Source organism: Sphingopyxis macrogoltabida, assembly GCF_001307295.1.
GTDB lineage: Bacteria > Pseudomonadota > Alphaproteobacteria > Sphingomonadales > Sphingomonadaceae > Sphingopyxis > Sphingopyxis macrogoltabida_B.
The window spans coordinates 135,259-153,394 of record NZ_CP012701.1; the positions used below are offsets into that span (position 1 = coordinate 135,259).

The 18,136-nt window shown below is 60.6% G+C and carries 19 protein-coding genes; 4 read left to right on the plus strand and 15 right to left on the minus strand.

From position 1 onward, the window contains the following. Positions 1 to 64 precede the first annotated feature (64 nt). Positions 65 to 661 carry a hypothetical protein gene (locus AN936_RS22805; RefSeq protein WP_054590578.1) on the plus strand — a complete coding sequence of 199 codons (597 nt, stop codon included), beginning with the start codon at positions 65 to 67 and terminating at the stop codon, positions 659 to 661. 129 nt (positions 662 to 790) lie between these two features. Here AN936_RS22805 and AN936_RS22810 read toward each other — a convergent pair whose 3' ends face one another. From AN936_RS22810 to AN936_RS22840, 7 genes are all read right to left on the minus strand, one after another. Next, complete coding sequence (locus AN936_RS22810; RefSeq protein WP_054590579.1) at positions 791 to 1,000, minus strand: hypothetical protein; 210 nt, start codon at positions 998 to 1,000, stop codon at positions 791 to 793. Beyond that, a complete protein-coding gene (locus tag AN936_RS22815) occupies positions 990 to 1,421 on the minus strand; it encodes a hypothetical protein (RefSeq protein WP_149037831.1) in 432 nt (143 codons plus the stop codon). Before AN936_RS22815 ends, AN936_RS22810 begins: the two co-directional genes overlap by 11 nt. 10 nt (positions 1,422 to 1,431) lie before the next feature. Beyond that, positions 1,432 to 4,458 (minus strand): MobF family relaxase, encoded by a 3,027-nt coding sequence (gene mobF / locus AN936_RS22820; protein WP_054590581.1) that lies wholly within the window; start codon positions 4,456 to 4,458, stop codon positions 1,432 to 1,434. A gap of 93 nt (positions 4,459 to 4,551) precedes the next feature. Then, positions 4,552 to 6,345 carry a type IV secretion system DNA-binding domain-containing protein gene (locus AN936_RS22825; protein ID WP_420496848.1) on the minus strand — a complete coding sequence of 598 codons (1,794 nt, stop codon included), beginning with the start codon at positions 6,343 to 6,345 and terminating at the stop codon, positions 4,552 to 4,554. Positions 6,346 to 6,471: 126 nt separating this feature from the next. After that, a complete protein-coding gene (locus AN936_RS22830) occupies positions 6,472 to 7,686 on the minus strand; it encodes an IS256-like element ISSpma2 family transposase (RefSeq protein WP_006954973.1) in 1,215 nt (404 codons plus the stop codon). 132 nt (positions 7,687 to 7,818) lie between these two features. After that, positions 7,819 to 8,379, minus strand: coding sequence for a hypothetical protein (locus AN936_RS22835; protein WP_054590583.1), 561 nt, complete (start codon positions 8,377 to 8,379; stop codon positions 7,819 to 7,821). Continuing rightward, complete coding sequence (locus tag AN936_RS22840; protein ID WP_068305973.1) at positions 8,372 to 8,665, minus strand: ribbon-helix-helix domain-containing protein; 294 nt, start codon at positions 8,663 to 8,665, stop codon at positions 8,372 to 8,374. Before AN936_RS22840 ends, AN936_RS22835 begins: the two co-directional genes overlap by 8 nt. 457 nt (positions 8,666 to 9,122) lie before the next feature. Here AN936_RS22840 and AN936_RS22845 point away from each other — a divergent pair, with 457 nt between their 5' ends. Beyond that, complete coding sequence (locus tag AN936_RS22845; protein ID WP_054590585.1) at positions 9,123 to 9,455, plus strand: hypothetical protein; 333 nt, start codon at positions 9,123 to 9,125, stop codon at positions 9,453 to 9,455. 48 nt (positions 9,456 to 9,503) lie between these two features. On the opposite strand, the gene AN936_RS22850 is transcribed toward AN936_RS22845, so the two are convergent. The 3 genes from AN936_RS22850 to AN936_RS22860 all read right to left on the minus strand — a co-directional run bounded on the left by AN936_RS22850 (position 9,504) and on the right by AN936_RS22860 (position 12,082). Further along, positions 9,504 to 9,827, minus strand: a complete 324-nt coding sequence (locus AN936_RS22850; protein ID WP_335337323.1) for a hypothetical protein — start codon at positions 9,825 to 9,827, stop codon at positions 9,504 to 9,506. A 358-nt stretch (positions 9,828 to 10,185) separates the two neighbouring features. Beyond that, complete coding sequence (locus tag AN936_RS22855; protein WP_054590586.1) at positions 10,186 to 10,752, minus strand: hypothetical protein; 567 nt, start codon at positions 10,750 to 10,752, stop codon at positions 10,186 to 10,188. Between the two features lie 337 nt (positions 10,753 to 11,089). Further along, the gene (locus AN936_RS22860) at positions 11,090 to 12,082 is read right to left on the minus strand and encodes a DUF2493 domain-containing protein (RefSeq protein ID WP_054590587.1); all 993 of its coding nucleotides are present in this window, start codon (positions 12,080 to 12,082) and stop codon (positions 11,090 to 11,092) included. Between the two features lie 468 nt (positions 12,083 to 12,550). On the opposite strand from AN936_RS22860, the gene AN936_RS22865 reads away from it, so the two are divergent. Further along, positions 12,551 to 13,036: a hypothetical protein gene (locus AN936_RS22865; RefSeq protein WP_149037832.1), complete on the plus strand. Its 486-nt coding sequence runs from the start codon at positions 12,551 to 12,553 to the stop codon at positions 13,034 to 13,036. Between the two features lie 166 nt (positions 13,037 to 13,202). On the opposite strand, the gene AN936_RS22870 is transcribed toward AN936_RS22865, so the two are convergent. Further along, positions 13,203 to 13,667 carry an NUDIX domain-containing protein gene (locus AN936_RS22870; RefSeq protein ID WP_084758694.1) on the minus strand — a complete coding sequence of 155 codons (465 nt, stop codon included), beginning with the start codon at positions 13,665 to 13,667 and terminating at the stop codon, positions 13,203 to 13,205. Between the two features lie 90 nt (positions 13,668 to 13,757). Between AN936_RS22870 and AN936_RS22880 the strand changes: the two genes are divergently transcribed. Continuing rightward, positions 13,758 to 14,975, plus strand: coding sequence for an MFS transporter (locus AN936_RS22880; RefSeq protein WP_054590591.1), 1,218 nt, complete (start codon positions 13,758 to 13,760; stop codon positions 14,973 to 14,975). A gap of 38 nt (positions 14,976 to 15,013) precedes the next feature. Here AN936_RS22880 and AN936_RS24905 read toward each other — a convergent pair whose 3' ends face one another. The 4 genes from AN936_RS24905 to AN936_RS22890 all read right to left on the minus strand — a co-directional run bounded on the left by AN936_RS24905 (position 15,014) and on the right by AN936_RS22890 (position 18,043). Further along, positions 15,014 to 15,211: a hypothetical protein gene (locus AN936_RS24905; protein WP_149037833.1), complete on the minus strand. Its 198-nt coding sequence runs from the start codon at positions 15,209 to 15,211 to the stop codon at positions 15,014 to 15,016. Positions 15,212 to 15,239: 28 nt separating this feature from the next. Beyond that, positions 15,240 to 15,392 (minus strand): hypothetical protein, encoded by a 153-nt coding sequence (locus AN936_RS25190; protein ID WP_158500136.1) that lies wholly within the window; start codon positions 15,390 to 15,392, stop codon positions 15,240 to 15,242. Between the two features lie 17 nt (positions 15,393 to 15,409). Then, on the minus strand, positions 15,410 to 17,062 hold the full coding sequence (locus tag AN936_RS22885; protein ID WP_084758695.1) for a peptide chain release factor 3: 1,653 nt from the start codon (positions 17,060 to 17,062) through the stop codon (positions 15,410 to 15,412). A gap of 354 nt (positions 17,063 to 17,416) precedes the next feature. Continuing rightward, positions 17,417 to 18,043, minus strand: a complete 627-nt coding sequence (locus AN936_RS22890; protein WP_149037834.1) for a spermidine synthase — start codon at positions 18,041 to 18,043, stop codon at positions 17,417 to 17,419. Positions 18,044 to 18,136: the final 93 nt, after the last annotated feature.

The following is an 18,136-nucleotide window of genomic DNA, read 5'->3' on the forward strand; positions in this document are numbered from 1 at the left end:
TGGAGTTCGTATGGCTATCCTACTGCCAACATCAGAGAATATTCGTCTGCTCAAAGCCACTCTCATGGGTGATTTTGAAATGCGCTCCGCACATGCTTCGGAAGCGATTGCCGCCCTCGTTGGATTTCGATCCAATGCGGCTTACCTGTCCACTTCCAATCATCTGCCCGACGTGACGGTTTACGAGGTGGATTTCGATGCATTTGAGGACCGCTCAGTCCATCTGGGTTACGACAGAACGTCATCTGAGTTTTTACGGTTCCTGTTCAAAGGGATCCCATGGCCCAACCCTGCTTGGAAAATGATCGACAAGCGAGACTCAGCCAGTCGCGATGCTTGGTTCTATGAGTGCCAACGCCGCAAGATACCGTTCCTGTACGTGGCAAAGGCAAGAAAATACTGCTCGGTCCATTGGGACCATATCAGCTTGGATTCTGATTATGACCAGATGATCAGGCAGTCTGCCGACGGGGAAATGGCAAGGGTTCTGTTCCGAACCTATCAACTGATCGCTTCTGGCCTTGAGCCAAAAAGCTTTTTCGATGGCGGGGCCTTGGTGGGGGATGTGACTGGCTTGTCTGAATCAAGCGCTCGGCAGATTGCAAATGCGTACGCTCTGCTACTGTTTCCTGGCAACGTGCAATTGGCCTTGGCAGCATAAGAAGATATCGAAAGCCGCCACATCAGCGGCTTTCGATATGCCACAACTCCTTCAGGCCAAAATTCGAAGCTCCGTTCGCGTCGTGCAACAAGCCAGTGGTTCAGATCAGGCACGCCGCGGCAGACTTCATCATCGCCAGAAGCCGTCTCGCCTCTCACCATGCCGGTTGTCGTAGTTTTCGCGGGTGTCGTAGGCGCTCTTGCGGATACCCACTTCGACGCGCTGCCCCCCGACGTTGCGTATGTGGAGATCGCGCAGATCGACCTTGTTGCGCTGCGCCCAGTCCTTCGCCTCGCGCTCACTCCCGAAGGTCCCTGCGTCTTCGTAGTCAAATGCCATGTCTGTTCTCCTTCCTGATGATGATTTTGACGGCCCGTTTCAGGGGCTTTGCGCGACCCTTGTGCAACGGGAGAAAGGCATCGGCGCGCTGTTCCCTGAGAAGAGCCGCCCGCTGCGCCACCAGCCTCACAAAGGCGGCCGCGATCGTGCCCACCAGAACTGCGACAAGGATCATCAGACCTATCGCCACCAACTCGGCGGCCATTTTCTGGTTATCGAGGGCAGCTCGCAGATCAGCGCATCCCTGAACCCCGTGCGTATTGAGGTCGCAGACCACAAAGCTGTCCCCTCCAGCGGCACGCGCAATCTCCGAGAGTCCTGCCTCGTTCACCAGATTGGTCAGGGTCAGCTGCTGCGTGAGGTGAATCTCGAAATTGTCTGAAGGCGGCGTACCCGCTGCGGCATGGCCCATCTGTGTCACGATCTTCCTCCTATCGGCTGCGTTCGATGTTGCGTTCGGGAACGTCCAATTGCGGCGTTGCCCGGAGGCTCGCCGGATCGATCCGCGAGGCAGAGGCTTGCCTGTCCTCAGGCGCCCTCAAATGATCGGGAATGGTGGGGCGAAACTCGCCAGCCTCGCGCCCACCACGCTTCGCCTCGACCTGCTTTTCACCAAGGGTTTCGAGCGCGCTGGTCTTGTCGCCCGGGTTGCGGGCGATCTGCGCCAGGAGCCGATCGCGGTCGTTGGTGACGATGGTGATGTCGTCACGCACCCGGGTCATCATGACGAGCGCCAGACGCTGGTTCGACAAGTGCCGGGCTGATGAGTGCATCTCACCGATCGCCATGTCGCGGGTGTCGCCCTGCGCCTGATGCATGTTGATCGCATAGGCCAGCCCCATGCGCTCGAGCATGCGGTCATTCTGCTTGAGTTCTACGGTCTCGCCTGCCTTGTTCTCGAGCGTGACGACCCCGTCCCTGATCCCGAGGATCCTCGCCTCCTCGGACTTCATCAGCCCCCTGGCATCATCCTTTTCGGTCCAACGGATCTTGTCGCCCTCGTAGATTGTCTCCTTGTGCTTTTCGGAAAGCCTCAAGGCATCGCGTTTGTCCGAAGGGTCGATTGCCGCCGGGTCGAATTTGATCAGCTTGTCGCTTTCATCGCGCAGCATGACCCGGCCCTTCGCGTCGAGGCCTTCGACATCGTACCGGCCCCGAACAAGCCCACCAGGGGCGTTCTGGCGCGTCACTTCGAGCAGCTGGCCCTTGCTGTAGGTTGCGGCGTAGCGCAGCTCCTCGCGCGTCGCATGGGCCGGTAGGAGCGTGGTCAGCCTCAGCCCTTCCCCCTGGATCGCCCCTTCTGCCTTCAGGCCCTGCTGGACCATCCGGTTGAGTTCGCCGCGCGCCGCACGTCCTGATGAGTAAATTGCGGTGCGCTCGCGATCGTCCGGCGACAGCTCCAGCCACTTCTGCGCGGTGACCTTGAGGTGTTCTGCGCCTGCTTCGACCACACGCTCGCCGAGCGAGGCAAAGCTTTCCTTGAACATGCCGGCGCGCACCAGGCCCGCCGCTTCTTTCATGTGCTCGGTGCGCTGCCGCAGACTGGTGTCTATGCGAGCCATTGCGGGGTTGTCGGACTGGATCAGCGAAAAGCTCTTGCCCGCCTCGATCGGCTGTAACTGGGCGCGGTCTCCAATCATGACCAGCTTTTCAACACCAAGCCGGTTGGCGATCGTGAGCAGGTCATTCATCGGTTTGTTCGCAACCAGCGACGCCTCGTCCAACACCAGGACTTTGCCGCGCAAGGCTTCGCGCGATGCCTCGAATTTCGGACCCGAGCCCGCAAGCGCGGGCCGCAGATGCTCATTCACAAATGATGAGACGGTTCTTGCTGCGATTTCCTGCCTGACGACCTCTCCGTCTGGCCCGCGGATCTCCGTCCCGGTCCGAAGATCGCTGACCATCTTGTTGGCAAAGGCGAGGCCGATCACTTCCCTTCCCTCCTGATGCGCCACGCTCGCAATTGCCGAGATGATCGTCGTCTTTCCGGCACCTGCGACACCCTGGATCACGACCGTGCGGTCCTTGCTGGCGAGCGCCAGTGTTCCGGCGGCAATCTGCTCGGCGCTGAGGTCATGAGTGCCCGCGACTTGCCGCAAGCGCCCGGGGGCTTCGGCGGCTTCGATGATGGCCTGGCCTGCATCCTTTCCCGCGGCGACATTGGCGAGCGTAGCCCGCTCAATCTCGACATGTTCAGGTGTGGTGTATTTCTCGGGCCTGCCATCGAGCCTGTCGCTCTTGCCCTCCAGCACCCTCCCGTCGGCCACCAAGACGCCGATCCGTGCTTCCACCCCGTCAGCGGTCACGCCCTTTACGCCGAGGTCGAGCGCGGTCTTGACCAGGTCGCCCCGGGTCCATGAGGTTTCTCGTTCGCCGATGATCCTGATCGCAGAAGCGGCTGCCATCTCAGTGCGCAGCTGCGTGGCCGTCAGGGTGATCCGTTGCAGGCCATTGGTTGTCAGTGTGTCCGCTGGCCGGGTGTAGAGCTTCACGCTGTCGCGGAGCGCGCTCAGCGTCTCCTGCACCCGCTGAGGCGTTCCCAATGGGCTCTCGCGCCCCTCGGAGCCGCGCTCCCGCGCCTGTTCGACCAGCGCCTTGGCATCGAACCCCAGCCCGGCAGCGCGCTTGGCCCATTCTTGCCGAAGCGCCTGCTTGTCGTCCGGATTCAGCTTAGGATCGCGGGTGCGCTTGGTTATTTCACGCAAGGCTTCTGTGTCGTTTGCGCTCCTCCCGAGTTTCTCGGCCGTCGCCAGAATGGTCAGGCGACGCTGGCTGAAGGCTTCGATCACATCGCGCGCCACGCCCTTGATTTCGAACTGGCCATGCTTGCCCGTGATCTGGGTTTCGTAGCCGAGCTTCTCGAGGTTCGTCCGCAGCGCGGCGTTGTAGATGGAGCCAAGGACTGTGTTGTTCTTCCAGATCTCTCCGTTCCACAGCGCCTTCCAGTTGCCATCCTTGTCCTGGGTCATCGCGGCAATGACAGCATGGGTATGGTTCTGCGGGTCCAGTGCCCGGCTCGTGTCGTGCTGGAACAGGGCATAGAGGAGCTTGCCTGTGACCACGCCCTCGCCGTTGGCATTGCGTGATCGATCGCGGGCCTGCGCATAGTGCTTCTCGAGATAGGCCATGGTCGCCTTGACGGCCGCCAGCTGTGCATCAAGGATCCGCTTGTCGCCGCCCAACTGCGCCAGCAGGCTGGCTGACTTCGGCATGGAGAATGTGAGGTCTATTCCCGAGCGGCGGTTTGCGTTGCCATTTACGACCGTGTCATCGGGCAGTTTGCCATCGAGGACTTTTTCGAAGTCGTCCTTGGCAACGGGACCAGCAAGACCGAGTGCTTCGGCGCCCTTCCCGCCCCATTCGCTGAGCTCCGCAGGGCCATCGCCGACATAGTAGTCGTCCTTGGCGAAGTAGTTTGCCGCGCCGCCTGCTGATGCGACTGATGCGACCGACAGCATCTCAGGCGTCCCCCGCCTGTTCGCGCCGGAGCATCGGCCCGGCACATTGCGCGCAGAATAGGGGGCCCACATGGCAGGTCTGTCCTGCCGCGCTCATCGCCCAAGCTCCTGATCATCGTCGATCGAAGGGTCCTGGCGGCTTGGCTTTTCATTGCTGATGCCGCGCATGTTCTCTTTGGAAAGCTCGCTCTCCTGGGCGTCTGCCCTTCTATTCTGCGCTCGCCCCTTCGGCCCTTCGATCTTCGCTTGCGCGCCGCGCTCTTCGCTGTCGCGCATGGCCAGGTTCTGCCGCTCGCGCTGGTCCTTCTTGCCCGGGCGGTTATAGCCATAGAGCTCCCCTTGCGCTGGCCTTCGCTCGAACTCTGCCCGCTCCTCTTCATCCTCAATCTTGCGCGCCACCTGCTCTTCGGTCAGCTCGCGCTCAGGGTTCAATGGCCCTTCGATCGCCTCCCTCAGCTGCTGCGCCGCCCGCTCAGCCTCACTCAGCGCTACCTCTTCGCGATCTTTCGGCTCCTTAGGCGCGATGTCAGGTTGTGCGCCTTCCCTATCCCCACCCCCCAATTCCGCGCCATCCCCGGACGGTGGTGTGTATTCGGCGGCGCGCATGTCGGTGACACGCTCGAAGCCCTTTGCGCGGGGTTCGTAATCTTTCCACGTCAGCCTGATCCGGGCAGCGGGGAAACCGTCCGGGAATTTCACGAACCCGTGCATGCTGGGCAGGTCGCTGATGTCGACCGGCATGACGAGTTCTTCAACGTTGGTCCGCGGCGTGATCGTCGATGCGTCGCGGTTGTCATTATAGCCGTAGGAATAGGCTTCATCCATGATCCGGACCTGACGGTTGCCGATGAACTCGGAGCATCGCCGTGACGTCTCGGGATCGGCTGTCTTGAGGATCAGTTTGGTGCCCGCCAGCGAGGCCAGATTGGTAGCCCCGTTCTCGCCATAGGTTTCTTCAAGCTTGTCGAAGGAATGCATGCCAAGCACGAAGGCACCGCCAAACGCGCGCGCGGTCTGCAGGCCATGATCGATCGCCGGGAGGCGATGCAGCGCATGGACCTCATCGATGAGAAACCAGGTGCGCAGATCGCGGCTCCTTCCCATGTGGAACAGCGCATTGACGGCGAGGTCCATCCAGAGGGTCAAAAGCGGGCGATTGAGGACCAGGTCCGGGTGAGTGGAGGTAATGAAAAGGATCGATCCTTCCTTGACCTCGGTGGTCATCCAGTTCTTGATTGAGAAGCCGGTTTCGCCCGAAGGAGGTTCGGGCAGGAAGCGGAAAACATTCGCATTGGCGATGAAGGTCGTACGGATCGACTCTGCCATTTTGGCAGCGGCGGGCGACATCATCGGCCCTGCAATCGTGCCTTCAAGTTGAGCATGGATCGTCTTCAGATCCGACTGCATCAGGAAGTAGGAAAGCGCGCCATTTGAGCGCACGCCCATTTTGATCATCTTGACGCACATCTCGACGAACAGGGTGCGCGCCGATTTCTGCCAAAAGTCATCTTCCGCGCTGTGACCGCTCGGAACCAGCGCCGTCGCAGCGCTCATGAATTCGGCGTAGTTGTCGCAGTCATTGAAGATCGACCATGGCACGCAGCGCCGGTCCATCGGATTGAGGATGATGTCCGTCTCGGCATCATAGAAGCTCTCGACGAAGGTGCCGGTCAGATCGAAAATGACGCAGCGATGCCCGCGCTCGCGCGCCTGCGTGACGATCTTCTTCAGCTCGGTCGTTTTGCCCGCACCGGTCGTACCGATGAACATCGCATGACTTTGCTCAAGGCGCCAGGGAACTGGCACGCCTGCGAGGCGGTAAGGCGCATGCAGACCCGCCCGAACACGGTCCTTCAAGGGCTCTGCGAGGATCTTGTCGGGGTCCACTGCTGGCGTGCGCTTGCGGCACTCACTGACATGCGCTTTCCAGTTATGAGTGGTGATGGCTTGGGCCAGTTCGCTGGGTCGCGTCCGTCAAGGTGGTGTAATTTCGGCTGTGGCCGTGGGCCATCGTCAGGCGGCTTTGGCGGTGATGTGTAGGGGCTGATTTTCCTCCTCGATCATGGGTTGGTTGAGTTCGGCCATGCCTTCGATCTGCATGTATCGGTGCTGGAGCTGCCACTCGTCGTTCTGCTCCATCAGCACAGCCCCGACGAGGCGGATGATGCTGTCTTCGTTCGGGAAGATTCCGACGACGTCGGCGCGGCGCTTGACCTCCTTGTTGAGCCGCTCGAGCGGATTGGTTGAGTGTAACTTCGTGCGGTGCTGGGTGGGGAAGCCGGTGTAGGCGAGCACGTCGGTTTCGGCCTCGTCCATGCAGGCGCCGAGCTTGGGCCAACGGGTGCGCAACTGGTCGGCGACCTGTCGCCAGACCTGCGTTGCGCTTTTCTGATCGGGCTGCAGGAAGACCTGGCGGATCGCGGCGGCGACGACAGTGTTCTGGCCCTTGGGCACATAGGACAGGGCATTGCGCATGAAGTGCACCCGGCAGCGCTGCCAGGTGGCGCCCATGACGCGGGTGATCGCGCCCTTGAGGCCCTCGTGAGCATCGGAGATGACCAGCTTCACGCCGGTAAGACCGCGCCGAACAAGGTCCTTCAGGAAGTCGGACCAGAAGACCTCCGCTTCCGAGGGGCCGATATGCAGGCCGACGATCTCGCGCCGGCCCTCGGTGTTGACGGCCATGGCGATTATTGCGGCAACGCTGATGATCCGCCCGCCTTCGCGTACCTTGAGATAGGTGGCATCGAGCCAGAGATACGGCCATTCGCCGGTGAGCGGGCGTTTCAGAAAGGCATGGACGCGCTCGTCAATGTCCTTGCAAAGCTTGGAGACGGTGGACTTGGAGATGCCGGTCATGCCCATGGCCTGGACGAGTTCATCGACCCGCCGGGTGCTGACCCCGCCGATCCACGCTTCCTGGATCACCGCAACCAGCGCTTTCTCGACCATCTTGCGGGGCTCAAGGAAGCCCGGAAAATAGGACCCAGCACGCAGCTTGGGGATTTTCAGGTTCAGCGTGCCTACCCGGGTATCCAGCGAACGGTCGCGATAGCCGTTGCGCCAGGTCGCGCGCTCGCTGCTGCGTTCGTGGCGACCCGCGCCGATCAGGCCATCAACGTCGGCCTCCATGATCAGCTGCAGCACGTTCTCGGCGATGGTGCGCAAAAAATCCGGTTGGCCGCCCTTTGCAGCCAGCTCTTCGATCAGTAATCTGTCCTCGGTCATCGGGAACTCCTCTTCGTCACGGTTGAAGTGTGCAAACTCCACCATAACGATGAACCCGGTGGCCACCAGCGACGCCGCATTCCGGGGTGGGGCATGCCCCACCCCGGAATACACCATCGCCTACACCGGAAATTACACCACGAGCGCGGACGCTAACAGTTCGCTGTGTGTCACAAGGACGGCCCCGCGCTCATGGCGCTCGGTCAGAATGTCGGTGCCGCGCCGTTTCGAAAAGTCGACGAACCAGACGGTCAATGGGACGCAGATAAAGGCTGCACCAAGACCCGCAGAAATGCTGACCTGCACAGCCTTGGCCCAAGCCCGTTCCACGGCAGGATGATAGGGCACCATGGACATGGTGCCTTGCACCATCTGACCCGACGGAAGCGTCAGGTTCACAGGCTTGTTAGGATTGAGTTGAACCCATCCCCAAGCCTCGGCGTAGAGCTTCATCAGCACGAGCTGAACCTCGTGGTTCTTGAAGGTCAAACTGACGAGGACGCACAGCAGAAGAACGGCGGTTCCGACCCAGACATAGAGGGGCATTCTGATGCCCGCCCAGGTCATCAGGATTTCGTGGTGGAACAGCTGCGATCCGCGCGTAAAATTGCCAGCGTTCCGCTTCACTTTTCCGCGCGCGGAAGCGTGGGTGAGAGTGGCAGCTTTTTTGCTGAACCGGATGTCTTCAGCCATGATGCTCTCGCACGTTGGAGAGCGCCTGAGCGATCAGGTGTTCGGCATCAGCCGGATATTGCTCCTGAACGATGAGCGAGAGCGCGAGCTGGGTATGCTCGAGGATTGTGACAGCCCGCTCGGCATTGAGCGATAATCCCGCCTTCAGGAGGGGAATGCCCACTTCAAGGGCAATGCGGATGGCTTCTGACCGCGAGACACCGCGACTTGTCGCAAGTTGATCGACGACGTCGATCATCCTTGGGCTGAGCGTTACACCGACGCTCTGGAACTGTTTCTTTTCCACTACCACACCTTTTCAGGCGTGGTTCGTCTATCGCAGGTTAGAGTATATAGCGCTGCATTGCGCTTGCCAAGAGTCTCGGCGATGCAGCCCGGTGCAGCGCTATGGCATTGGTTTTTCGACGCTTTATTGAAGCCTTGAACATCCTGCAGCCGACTGCAGCGCCCGAATTCTGAGAAAAATTTCAGCTAACCAATTGTGAAATATGCAGAACTTCGCTGCATTCGCCTACCGCGCAGCGGTGTACGGTGTGCGCAAAAAATCAGGAACTTGTGCCCTGTGCCAGGTCCATTGTTGTAGGGGGACTACTCGCGCAGGTGGTTCTCCAGCGGGATTGCGCGAGCGAGCCTGACTCGCGAACTCAGCGCAGGCGTTATGTCCGCCTATAGCCGGCGCTGTGGGACGACAGTGGCTTTGGGTTTGGCCATGGCGATGGCGATGGCGATGGCTTAAGCAGGCCATGCTCGGCAAAGAAGTGGCGCGAGAGCAGCAAGCAAAAAAATGCCTCGAACAGACCCTGCGATTGGTGCATCTTCGCATGGTCTTTCAAGGCTTGGAGGAATGCGCAATGGTGTCGAAACTTGAACGCGAACGGTCTGCCCTGGCAGCAGCGGAAAAGGAGTTGGAAGAGCGCAGGCAGAAGCTTGCAGAGCTTGAGCGTGAGGAGGCAGAACGAGAGCTAAATCGGCTGATCAAGAAGGTCGGTCAGGATACGGCGATTGCCCTTCTGGAACTGGCCGTCAAGGTGAAGCCAAAGTTGGCGATTTCTGCCCTCGAGAAGCTTGGCGGGTGAGGTCTGGTTTTTGTCGAGTTGGGCGGCGATGACCACCGCCCTGTCTCGTCAGAATTCATCGGCCATCTTGCCGGTGGCGGTGTAGACGATCTGGTCGATCAGGTGCATCGGCAGCTCGCCATAGTCTCCCTCCTCGATGAGGATGTACCCGTCCGGGGTCTCAACGACGTGGACGTCGAAGAATGTGTGGTATGAGCGCCGCTCAGCTTCCAGCGTTTTTTCATCAAGGGCGATGATGTTGGGGTTGATCTGACGAAGCACCGAAACGTCGTCTTCGTAGCTTTCCGTTGTGTAGCACATGACCTTGCCTCCTGGCGCTTGGCGGCTCGTCCGCCATGCCATGAAACAGCGCCCCGTCAGTGTGCTGGTCACCGGAGCGAAGCGGAGGCTTGACCGCTAATTTTTCGATGGTGCGGAAGCCGGCGCAGCACGGCTTCTCGGTCGGGAAATTAGTGGTTGACCAGTATGCTGGCGGGGTGCTCATGGCGATGGTGGTGGACGTGCCTGCGGCGGGATGCATGCGTTGCCAGCGACTTCGCGAAAGCTATGTCCTGGCTCGTGGCTGTTCGGCATTGGCGTAACCCAGGCGGCATGAAAAAAGGGCGCCGCGGCAACGTGCCGGGCACCCTTTTCCACCTCGATCCTGCAGGAGGCTGGTTGCAGATCGAGCGTTGAACATGGCGACGAGTTCAGCCGGTTTGTGGCTGCTCGTGAACTGCTGGCCGGATAGTCATAAGGTCCATTCGAGCAGCGGGTGTTGCTCTCCACAATCAGTGGCGGCGATGAACGCGAGGCTTTCGAAGAGCGGAGTGATTCCTGCCTTGACGAAAGCCGCGTAAGTCCGGTGATCCTCGAGCGCTGTCCCAAGCTTCTGCAAGGACAATTGGCCAGATTCATTTGCATGGCGGGCAAGAGAGGTGAGCACCTTAGCCGCAAGGTCGCTGCTCATTGTGATGTCACCTACCAGAGCGATGTGTTCACTCACGCGCATCGTGATCGGCGCATCGCATTGCTGGTGCTCGATCCGCAGCATTCGCCCAAGAAACTGCGCTTCCTCAACGATTGCGATCATCTCCGGGCGATGGTCGAAGCATGATGCGAACGCGGCGATGGCAAGCGCGTTGGCATTGATCTCGAAGTTCAGGGCCGCGGCCAGGAATTCGCCTGGATCTGCATCGATTGTACTGTTGGCGGTGTGCAGTCTGCGCATCAGCGCGGCGAGCTCTGGCGGGCGTATCTGAGCCGGTTTCGAATGGAGCCTTGTCTCGATATCCTTGACGCGGAATGTGACGAGCATCTTTGCCTCCTGTCGCTGCTCGTCTCCTCCACCCCCCTCTCCTTTCTCACTTCCTGAGCTTGTGGCTGAATGCCCACAAGGGGTCTGGTCCAGCCTGAGGATTGCCGGTCAGCCAATTGTCCGGATGCAGCCGCTAGCGCGGCAGCGATGCCCGCAAGATGCGAAGCATCGAGAACGGGCAAGGCGCGCCGGGCCAAGGTAAAAGTTCGGCTGATACATTCAGGGATCGCGATGCTCGCGGTAGCGGGCGAAGGGGGTTCGATGCCCCCAGAGCCCGCCCCTTGCGCAAAAGAAGAACGGAAGGCCCCGGCATAAGCCGGAGCCTTCCGAAGAGCGCTCACCCGAAGGTGCGCGAGCGCGTTTGCGCCTGATCGCTGATGCGGCGAATGTGCAGCGGCACGCCTGCCTGACGGAGGCGCTGTGCAAGGTTCGACTGGATGCCCGATCCTTCCCCAATGATCGCTTCGACCGGGTTCAGTTTGACGATGCTCTCGTTCCGCAGGAACGGAGCCCGGTTGCCGTGGCGCTGGTCAGGAACGAACAGGATTGTGTTGACCCCGTTCTGCTGCGCCCATGCACCCGCCATGGCGTCGACGCCCTTGCGCATGCCGGTCGTGCCCAGGACCATGTTCGGGATCCGGGACTTGATGTCGTCGAGGATAGCCCAGATCATCGCAAAATCGTGCCAATCCTTCTGGCCACCTGACACGATAACCAGCGGTCCATCGGGCTGGAATTGCGCTCTGCGATCCTTGGCGCGTGCTGCGAGGAAATCGCGTGCCTGAACTTGGCTTGCGGTCACCCCATTCTTGCTGACTTGCGATCCCCGTGCGGCCGTGAAGGGACGACCGGTTTCGACCCGGTAAACGTCCGCTGCATGGTCGCGCATCGCCTCGAGCGCTTCGCGGCACCCTTGCAGTGTCTGGCAGAGCTGTTGTGTTTCCTCGAGCTCGACAGCGTAGATTTCCGAAGGATCGAAGTGGCGTGCCATTTCGCCCAGCTTCTTTGCAGCATCGTCCTCGCGACCTTCAGCCAGGCGTGCGGTCATGTGGAACGAGTTGACCATGCCCCAGGCAAGCTGCTGCGCAAATTCCTCCATGCGCGTGTCCTTGAGGACATCGAAGATCGTTCCGATTGCCATCTCCACGGCGCGGCGCGCCATGTCGGGGTCCGGCATCTCTGCGGCGATTGGAGCCTCGATGATGTTGAGCTTGGCCAGATCGCTATGTTCGAGAAACGCCCCGTCGTAGGATTCCGTGATCCCTTCACGTGCATCGGCGAGATTGATCCGAGCCTGAGCCAGATCTGCAAACGAGTTGAAAACAGTCATAAAAACCTCCGATTTTCGAAATCGTCCCCACATTGGGAACAGCCAAAAACCCATCGGGCCGGACGGACCGTGTCAGGGACGGCGAGCTCGTCTCGCCGCCGCCATGGCGGGCGTGGGGGAACCGATTTTCTGCGAGGTGGCTGGCGCGCAGCGACACAGCCTCCCCGCTGAAAATTGGGGGGACCGCGATCCTTGACTAAGGGGCGGCCGCCGATAGGTTTCGGCAGGTGTTCCTGTGTGTGTGGAAGAGACGTTCCCGCCCTCGAGCAGATGAGACGAAGGCAGGGCCGGTCAGGCGCTTCAGCGCCACATCGGGCCGCCCCTTCGGCCCTGCGAAGGGGTTACAGCGGGAACACTCCCGATCTAGTGAGGCAGTTCGGCGCGGCTCGTCGGGAGACGATGGGCATCCAGGGACGACGCGGCAACTCAACCTGTTGCTGTGGCCCAGCTAAGCGCTATGATTTGACGATGGCAGTGTGGCAGTTCGTCATCGATCTCATTCCTGCATCTGCGGCGCGCGTCGCAGGGGTTGCCGCAGTGCGGATGAGCCGCGCGCAACTCGATGAGACCGTTCTCGGTTTTTCGGCGGCTGATGAGGAGGTGGTGTTCTCGAAACTCGGCAGGCTCCTTCCAGAGAAACCGTCTTGGTCTGACGGCCTGCGGATTTGGGGCGACGAGAAAGCGGACGACATTCAGGTCAGCATCGACGGGCAGGCCATTGAGGAGATCCAGTTCCGCCTCAATGTAGCGGACCTATCTTTGCCATTGGTCGGCGGGATCTGCGACCTCGCGCGCCATTTCGACAGCGTCCTTGCGACGCCGGATGGGGCGATCATTCAGCCGAACCGTGAGGCTGTCATGAGAACAATCATGCAATCACAGGCAGCTCAGTACGTGCGAGACCCCCAGCGATTTCTCGAGGAAGCGATCCGTCTGGATTGGGAGGGCTTATAAGGGCATCTGGCATCCTCTGCTTTGCGTTCGCCGTAGATGGGGCCAGCGCTTGAACCGGGCTGGCGGCTTTGATCGCTTTTCCGCCGAAACCGGAAAATTCGGTCACTGAGGCCTGATCGGTCGCTGGCTCGATCAACTATTCGAGTGCGCTAGTGCGAGTTTCCGATCAGGCTGCAATCGCGTTCAGACACGCCTCGAACACCTCCCGCTGTTTCGCGGCGGGAAATGCTGCCAAGGCATCGGTGACGGTGAACCAGCGCGCGTCAGCTATTTCTTCAGCCTGGAGTGCGAGAGGAGCATCGTCTCGAAGGCGAACAACGAACATCGCAGCTTCCTGACCATCATGGTCGAGCGCCTTTTTGGCCTTGTGTTCGGCGCTGTAGATGAAGCGGTTGCCAACTGGCAGCTGTTCCAGTTCTACTTCCAGCGTCACACCGAGTTCTTCGGCGATCTCCCTTCGCATCGCCTGATGCACAGTTTCGCCTTCCTCGACGCCGCCGCCAGCAAGGGTCCATTCCCCCTCACGGTAGCCGTGTGGGCGGACCAGCAAAAACTCGCCATGATCGTTGACGACAACGGCGCGGACTTTCTGGCGGAGTTTGAGCCCGCCCTCATGAAGAAATGCAGCCATGAAACGAGGCTAGACGGCACGGGTTAAGTCTCCGTAACCCCCGCGCCCTTTTCACTGTTGTCACCCGCGCACCTGCCGTAAGGCGCGCCAATGCTTCCATTTGTGCGCCACAATGCCCGCTGGCTGGCGGCAGGGTTCCTGTTGTCGATGTTCTCGTCGTTTGGGCAGACCTTCTTCATCGGCCTGTCGGGGGCTGAGTCCCAAGCGCGTTTCGACTTGTCGGGCGGCGAGTTCGGGCTGCTCTACATGGTGGCGACGCTAGCGAGCGCAGCAACACTGCCGTGGATCGGCAAGGTGATGGACGTGATGCGCGGGCGCACTGTCGCAGCGATGGTGATGCCGGGGTTGGCCGCTGCATGCCTGCTCGCAGCCTGGTCGCCTCACATCATCGGCTTTGTCGTCGCGCTCTATCTGCTGCGCCTGCTTGGGCAGGGCATGATGACGCATATCGCTCAGACGGAAACCGCGCGAGCATTTGTCGCCAATCGCGGGCGGGCGATGTCTCTGGTGGTGCCGGGGCACCAGGCGGGCGAGGCAGTCTTGCCGGCTCTGTTCGTGCTGGTTGCCGCTGCTTTGGGTTGGCAGGGTGCGTGGACGGCGGCGGCAGCGCTAACCCTCGTGATCGGGATGCCGCTAATCATCGGTTTACTAGCAAAGCCCCGCGTTCCGCAGCAAGCTGAGATCAATCAGGCCAAGGCACAAGGGATACGCGACTGGACGCGCGGCGAGGTAATCCGCGATCCGGTGTTCTACTTGCTTTTGCTCGGCCTGCTCGCACCGCCCTTCATCGGCACCACGATCTTTTTCCATCAGGGCCACCTGATCGACGTGCGTGGATACGACCAGCTGGCGTTTGCTGGGGCATTCCCGGTGATAGCGATAACCACGGTCGGGTTCGGGCTTGTCTGCGGGTATCTGGTGGACCGGCTCGGATCCGTGCGCCTGCTGCCGTTTTTCCTCGTGCCGATCTGCATTGCCAGCCTTGCCGCAGCGTCGATCACGGCGCTCTGGGGGATCTACCTGTTCATGTTCCTGTTCGGTGTGAGTTACGGGCTGACCTCGAATATGTTCGGCGTGATCTGGCCGGAAGTTTACGGCACTGCGCACCTCGGCTCGATCCGCGCGCTGGTGGTATCGGGCATGGTTCTGGCCACGGCGGTCGGACCTGGTCTGACGGGCGCGCTGATCGATCAGGGGATCACCTTGCCCCAGCAATTGTGGTGGATGGCGCTGTGGTGCGTAGTCGCCACGGGCGCACTGGTGCTCGCCGCCCGAATGATCAGGTCACGGACTGGGCAGTCAGACTAGCAGCAAACGCAAGGATTGCCGCATACCGTCAGATAGTGTCACGCCCCCAATAGTTCAGAATATGTGCGTGAGCTGAGGACGCTGCGATATTCGGCGCCTTCTGGTCGCAGCGCCTTGATCTGTGATGCAAAATTATCAGCCTCGCGCGCGGCAGCTGCTCTGGTTTCAGGCCTGTCATTGGCACGAGCAGCAATCAGCGCAAGCTGATGACAGCGGAAGAGTTCGTTCAAATCCATGGGGTTCTCCTGTCGGGTTTCATGATGATCATTGCTTGCCCTCACGGCGCTCCTTGCGTCGGCGTGCCTTTGCGACGCGCGCCTTCAATTCGGCGTCTGGCAGCGGCGCGAGGATCGGTGCAAGCTTGCGGACGTCGTCTGGCGATGCATTGGGCCTTGCCATGATGATCAGATCGAGCATTTTTTCCGTGTTCACCTTCATTGGCGTGCCTCCGCCGGCCTAATGCGTTCACGCACCGCAGAAAAGCTGACCTCGGGCCATTCCCTCTGAACCCGTTCAAGCTCCCAGCTGTTTCGTGAAAGGAAGACCAGCGCATCGTCACCATCTTCGGCGAGATTGGCACGCTGCGATGCTATGAAGCGCTTGCGCATTGGCTCATCAGCAATGTCGATCCATCGCGCGGTTTCGTAGGCTGTCGCCTCGAAGCTGATGGGGAGGCCATACTCCGCCTCCGAGCGGGTCGAGATCACTTCAAGCTGAAGCGCGCCGACCACGCCGACAACCCAGTTCGATCCTTCGAGCGGTCGAAAGACGCGGGCGATCCCCTCTTCGGCAAGATCGAGCAGGGCTTTGCGCATCTGTTTGATCTTCATCGGATCGTCGAGCCGGACGCGGCGCAGGATTTCCGGCGCGAAGTCGGGAAGACCGGTGAAGGCGAGGCCACTGCGCTCGCTCAGCGTGTCGCCCACCCGCAGCGTGCCGTGGTTGGGAATGCCGATAATGTCGCCGGGGCGAGCTTCCTCGGTCAGTTCCCGATCCCGTGCGAGAAAGAAGATTGGATTGTGCAGGCCAATGGTCTTGCCGGTCCGGCTGTTACCGAGCTTCATGCCGCGCTTGAGCGTCCCAGAGCACACTCGCATGAACGCGACGCGGTCGCGGTGGTTGGGATCCATATTGGCCTGCATCTTGAACACGAAGCCGGCAACATCGCTGGCATCCGGTTCAACCGGCTCGGGCAGGGCTGGCTGCGGTTGCGGCGGCGGGGCGTGCCGCGCCAGCGCGGACAGCAGCGACGCGATCCCGTATTTGCGCAGCGCGCTGCCGAAATAGACCGGCGTCATGTCGCCCGACAGAAAGGCAGTCCGATCGAACGCCGGGCACGCTTCGGCAGCGAGCGCGGCATCTTCGAGCAGGCTATCGCGGGTGTGCGATGAAATGGCGGCAAGCAGGCGGTCGTCATCGAGCCGCGCATCGTCAATAATAGTGGGGCACAGCGCGCCCCCAACCTTATCCACCAGCCAGGCACGCCGCTCCTCGAACGAGTAAAGCCCGCGGAACATGCCGCCCATACCGATCGGCCAAGACATCGGTGAGGTATCCAGGGCAAGCTTGTCGGCAAGCTCGTCGAGCAGCTCGAACGGCGATCGGCCCTCCCGGTCAATCTTGTTGATGAAGGTGATGATCGGGATGCTGCGCAGGCGGCACACCTCGAACAGTTTGAGTGTCTGCGCCTCAATGCCTTTGGCGGCATCGATCACCATCACCGCACAATCTACCGCAGTCAGCGTGCGGTAGGTGTCCTCCGAGAAATCCTCGTGCCCCGGGGTGTCGAGCAGGTTAAACCGTATGCCTTGATGCTCGAAGGTCATCACCGAACTGGTCACCGAAATGCCGCGCTGCTGTTCGATGGCCATCCAGTCCGAGCGTGCCCGCCGCCGGTTGCCTTTGGAGAAGACCTCACCTGCTTCCCTGATCGCGCCGCCTTCGTGCAGCAGCTTTTCCGTCAGCGTGGTCTTGCCGGCATCAGGGTGCGAGATGATCGCGAAGGTGCGCCGGGGAAGAGCATCAGCCGCTACGGTCCGGTCTTCGGCGTCAATGGTGACTGCGCTTGCTTGGTGATCGATGAGCATCTGCGTCTCCTGCAAGGCCTGAAACAGACACGCAGAAGAGCGACCGGCCTAGCGGCCGAGTGATGCAGGTATCTCGCGATTGGGCCTCAGCCCGGAGATATCCTGCGTCGCCGGCTGCACGCCGTCGAGGCCAGAACCTCCAATATCGCGAGTATCCGTATAGTCTGTCGGAAACTCGAACCTGCGGTTTGGAACCAGCAGATCCGATTGATGCATTAGCCCAATATCTTGCCAGTGTCACCCCACTCCGAGATCGGGTCGGCTAAACCGGCTTTCGCCCAAGGTAAATCAGATTGAACGCGGGCTGCTCGCGGTAGGGCGTTGCGAATTCGACTCGTTCGACGCGGATGTCGGTTAGGCTCTGTTGAAGCGCGGCGACGAAGTCAGCATCTTCGGCATCGGTTGACCAGAGTGCGAAGACGCCGCCCGGTTTAAGTTTCGCCGTGATCGCAGAAATCGCGACGTCACTATAGAACCCCGCGCTTCTTCATCGATGAAGTGCGTGGTCGAATGGTCGATATCGATCAGGATCGCATCATGGAGCTGGTCTGGCGCTGCGGGATCGAAGCCGTCCGGCTCATCGGCGAGCGCAAAGAAATCATCCTGACGCAGAATGCAGCGCGGATCATCGGCCAAGATTGTGCCGAGCGGGACCAGGTAGTCGCGGTGCCAATGTATCACTTGCGGGATCAGCTCGACCACTGTCAGCTTCCCGACGCGCGGATCACGCAGCACAGCTTCGGCTGTGTAGCCGAGGCCCAATCCGCCGACGGCGACATCCAATGCCTCGCCGCCAGTCATTGCCAATGCGAGGTCGGCCAGCGCGATCTCGCCATCCACAAACTGGCTCGATATCAGGTAGCCGTCGTTGAGCTTGATCTCCCAGATATCCTCGCCGTCCAGGGTAAGCTTGCGGCGGCGCAGGACAAGTTCTCCGATCGGGGTCTGTTCCCAGGCGAGCTCTTCAAACATCGGGGTCATGAACTGTTGGTAGCTTGCCCTGTCCGGGTCGGCATCTTCTTTATGTATCTTCGCACTTGCAGCAATGAGCAACTTAGCCTAAGGCGCTGCCAT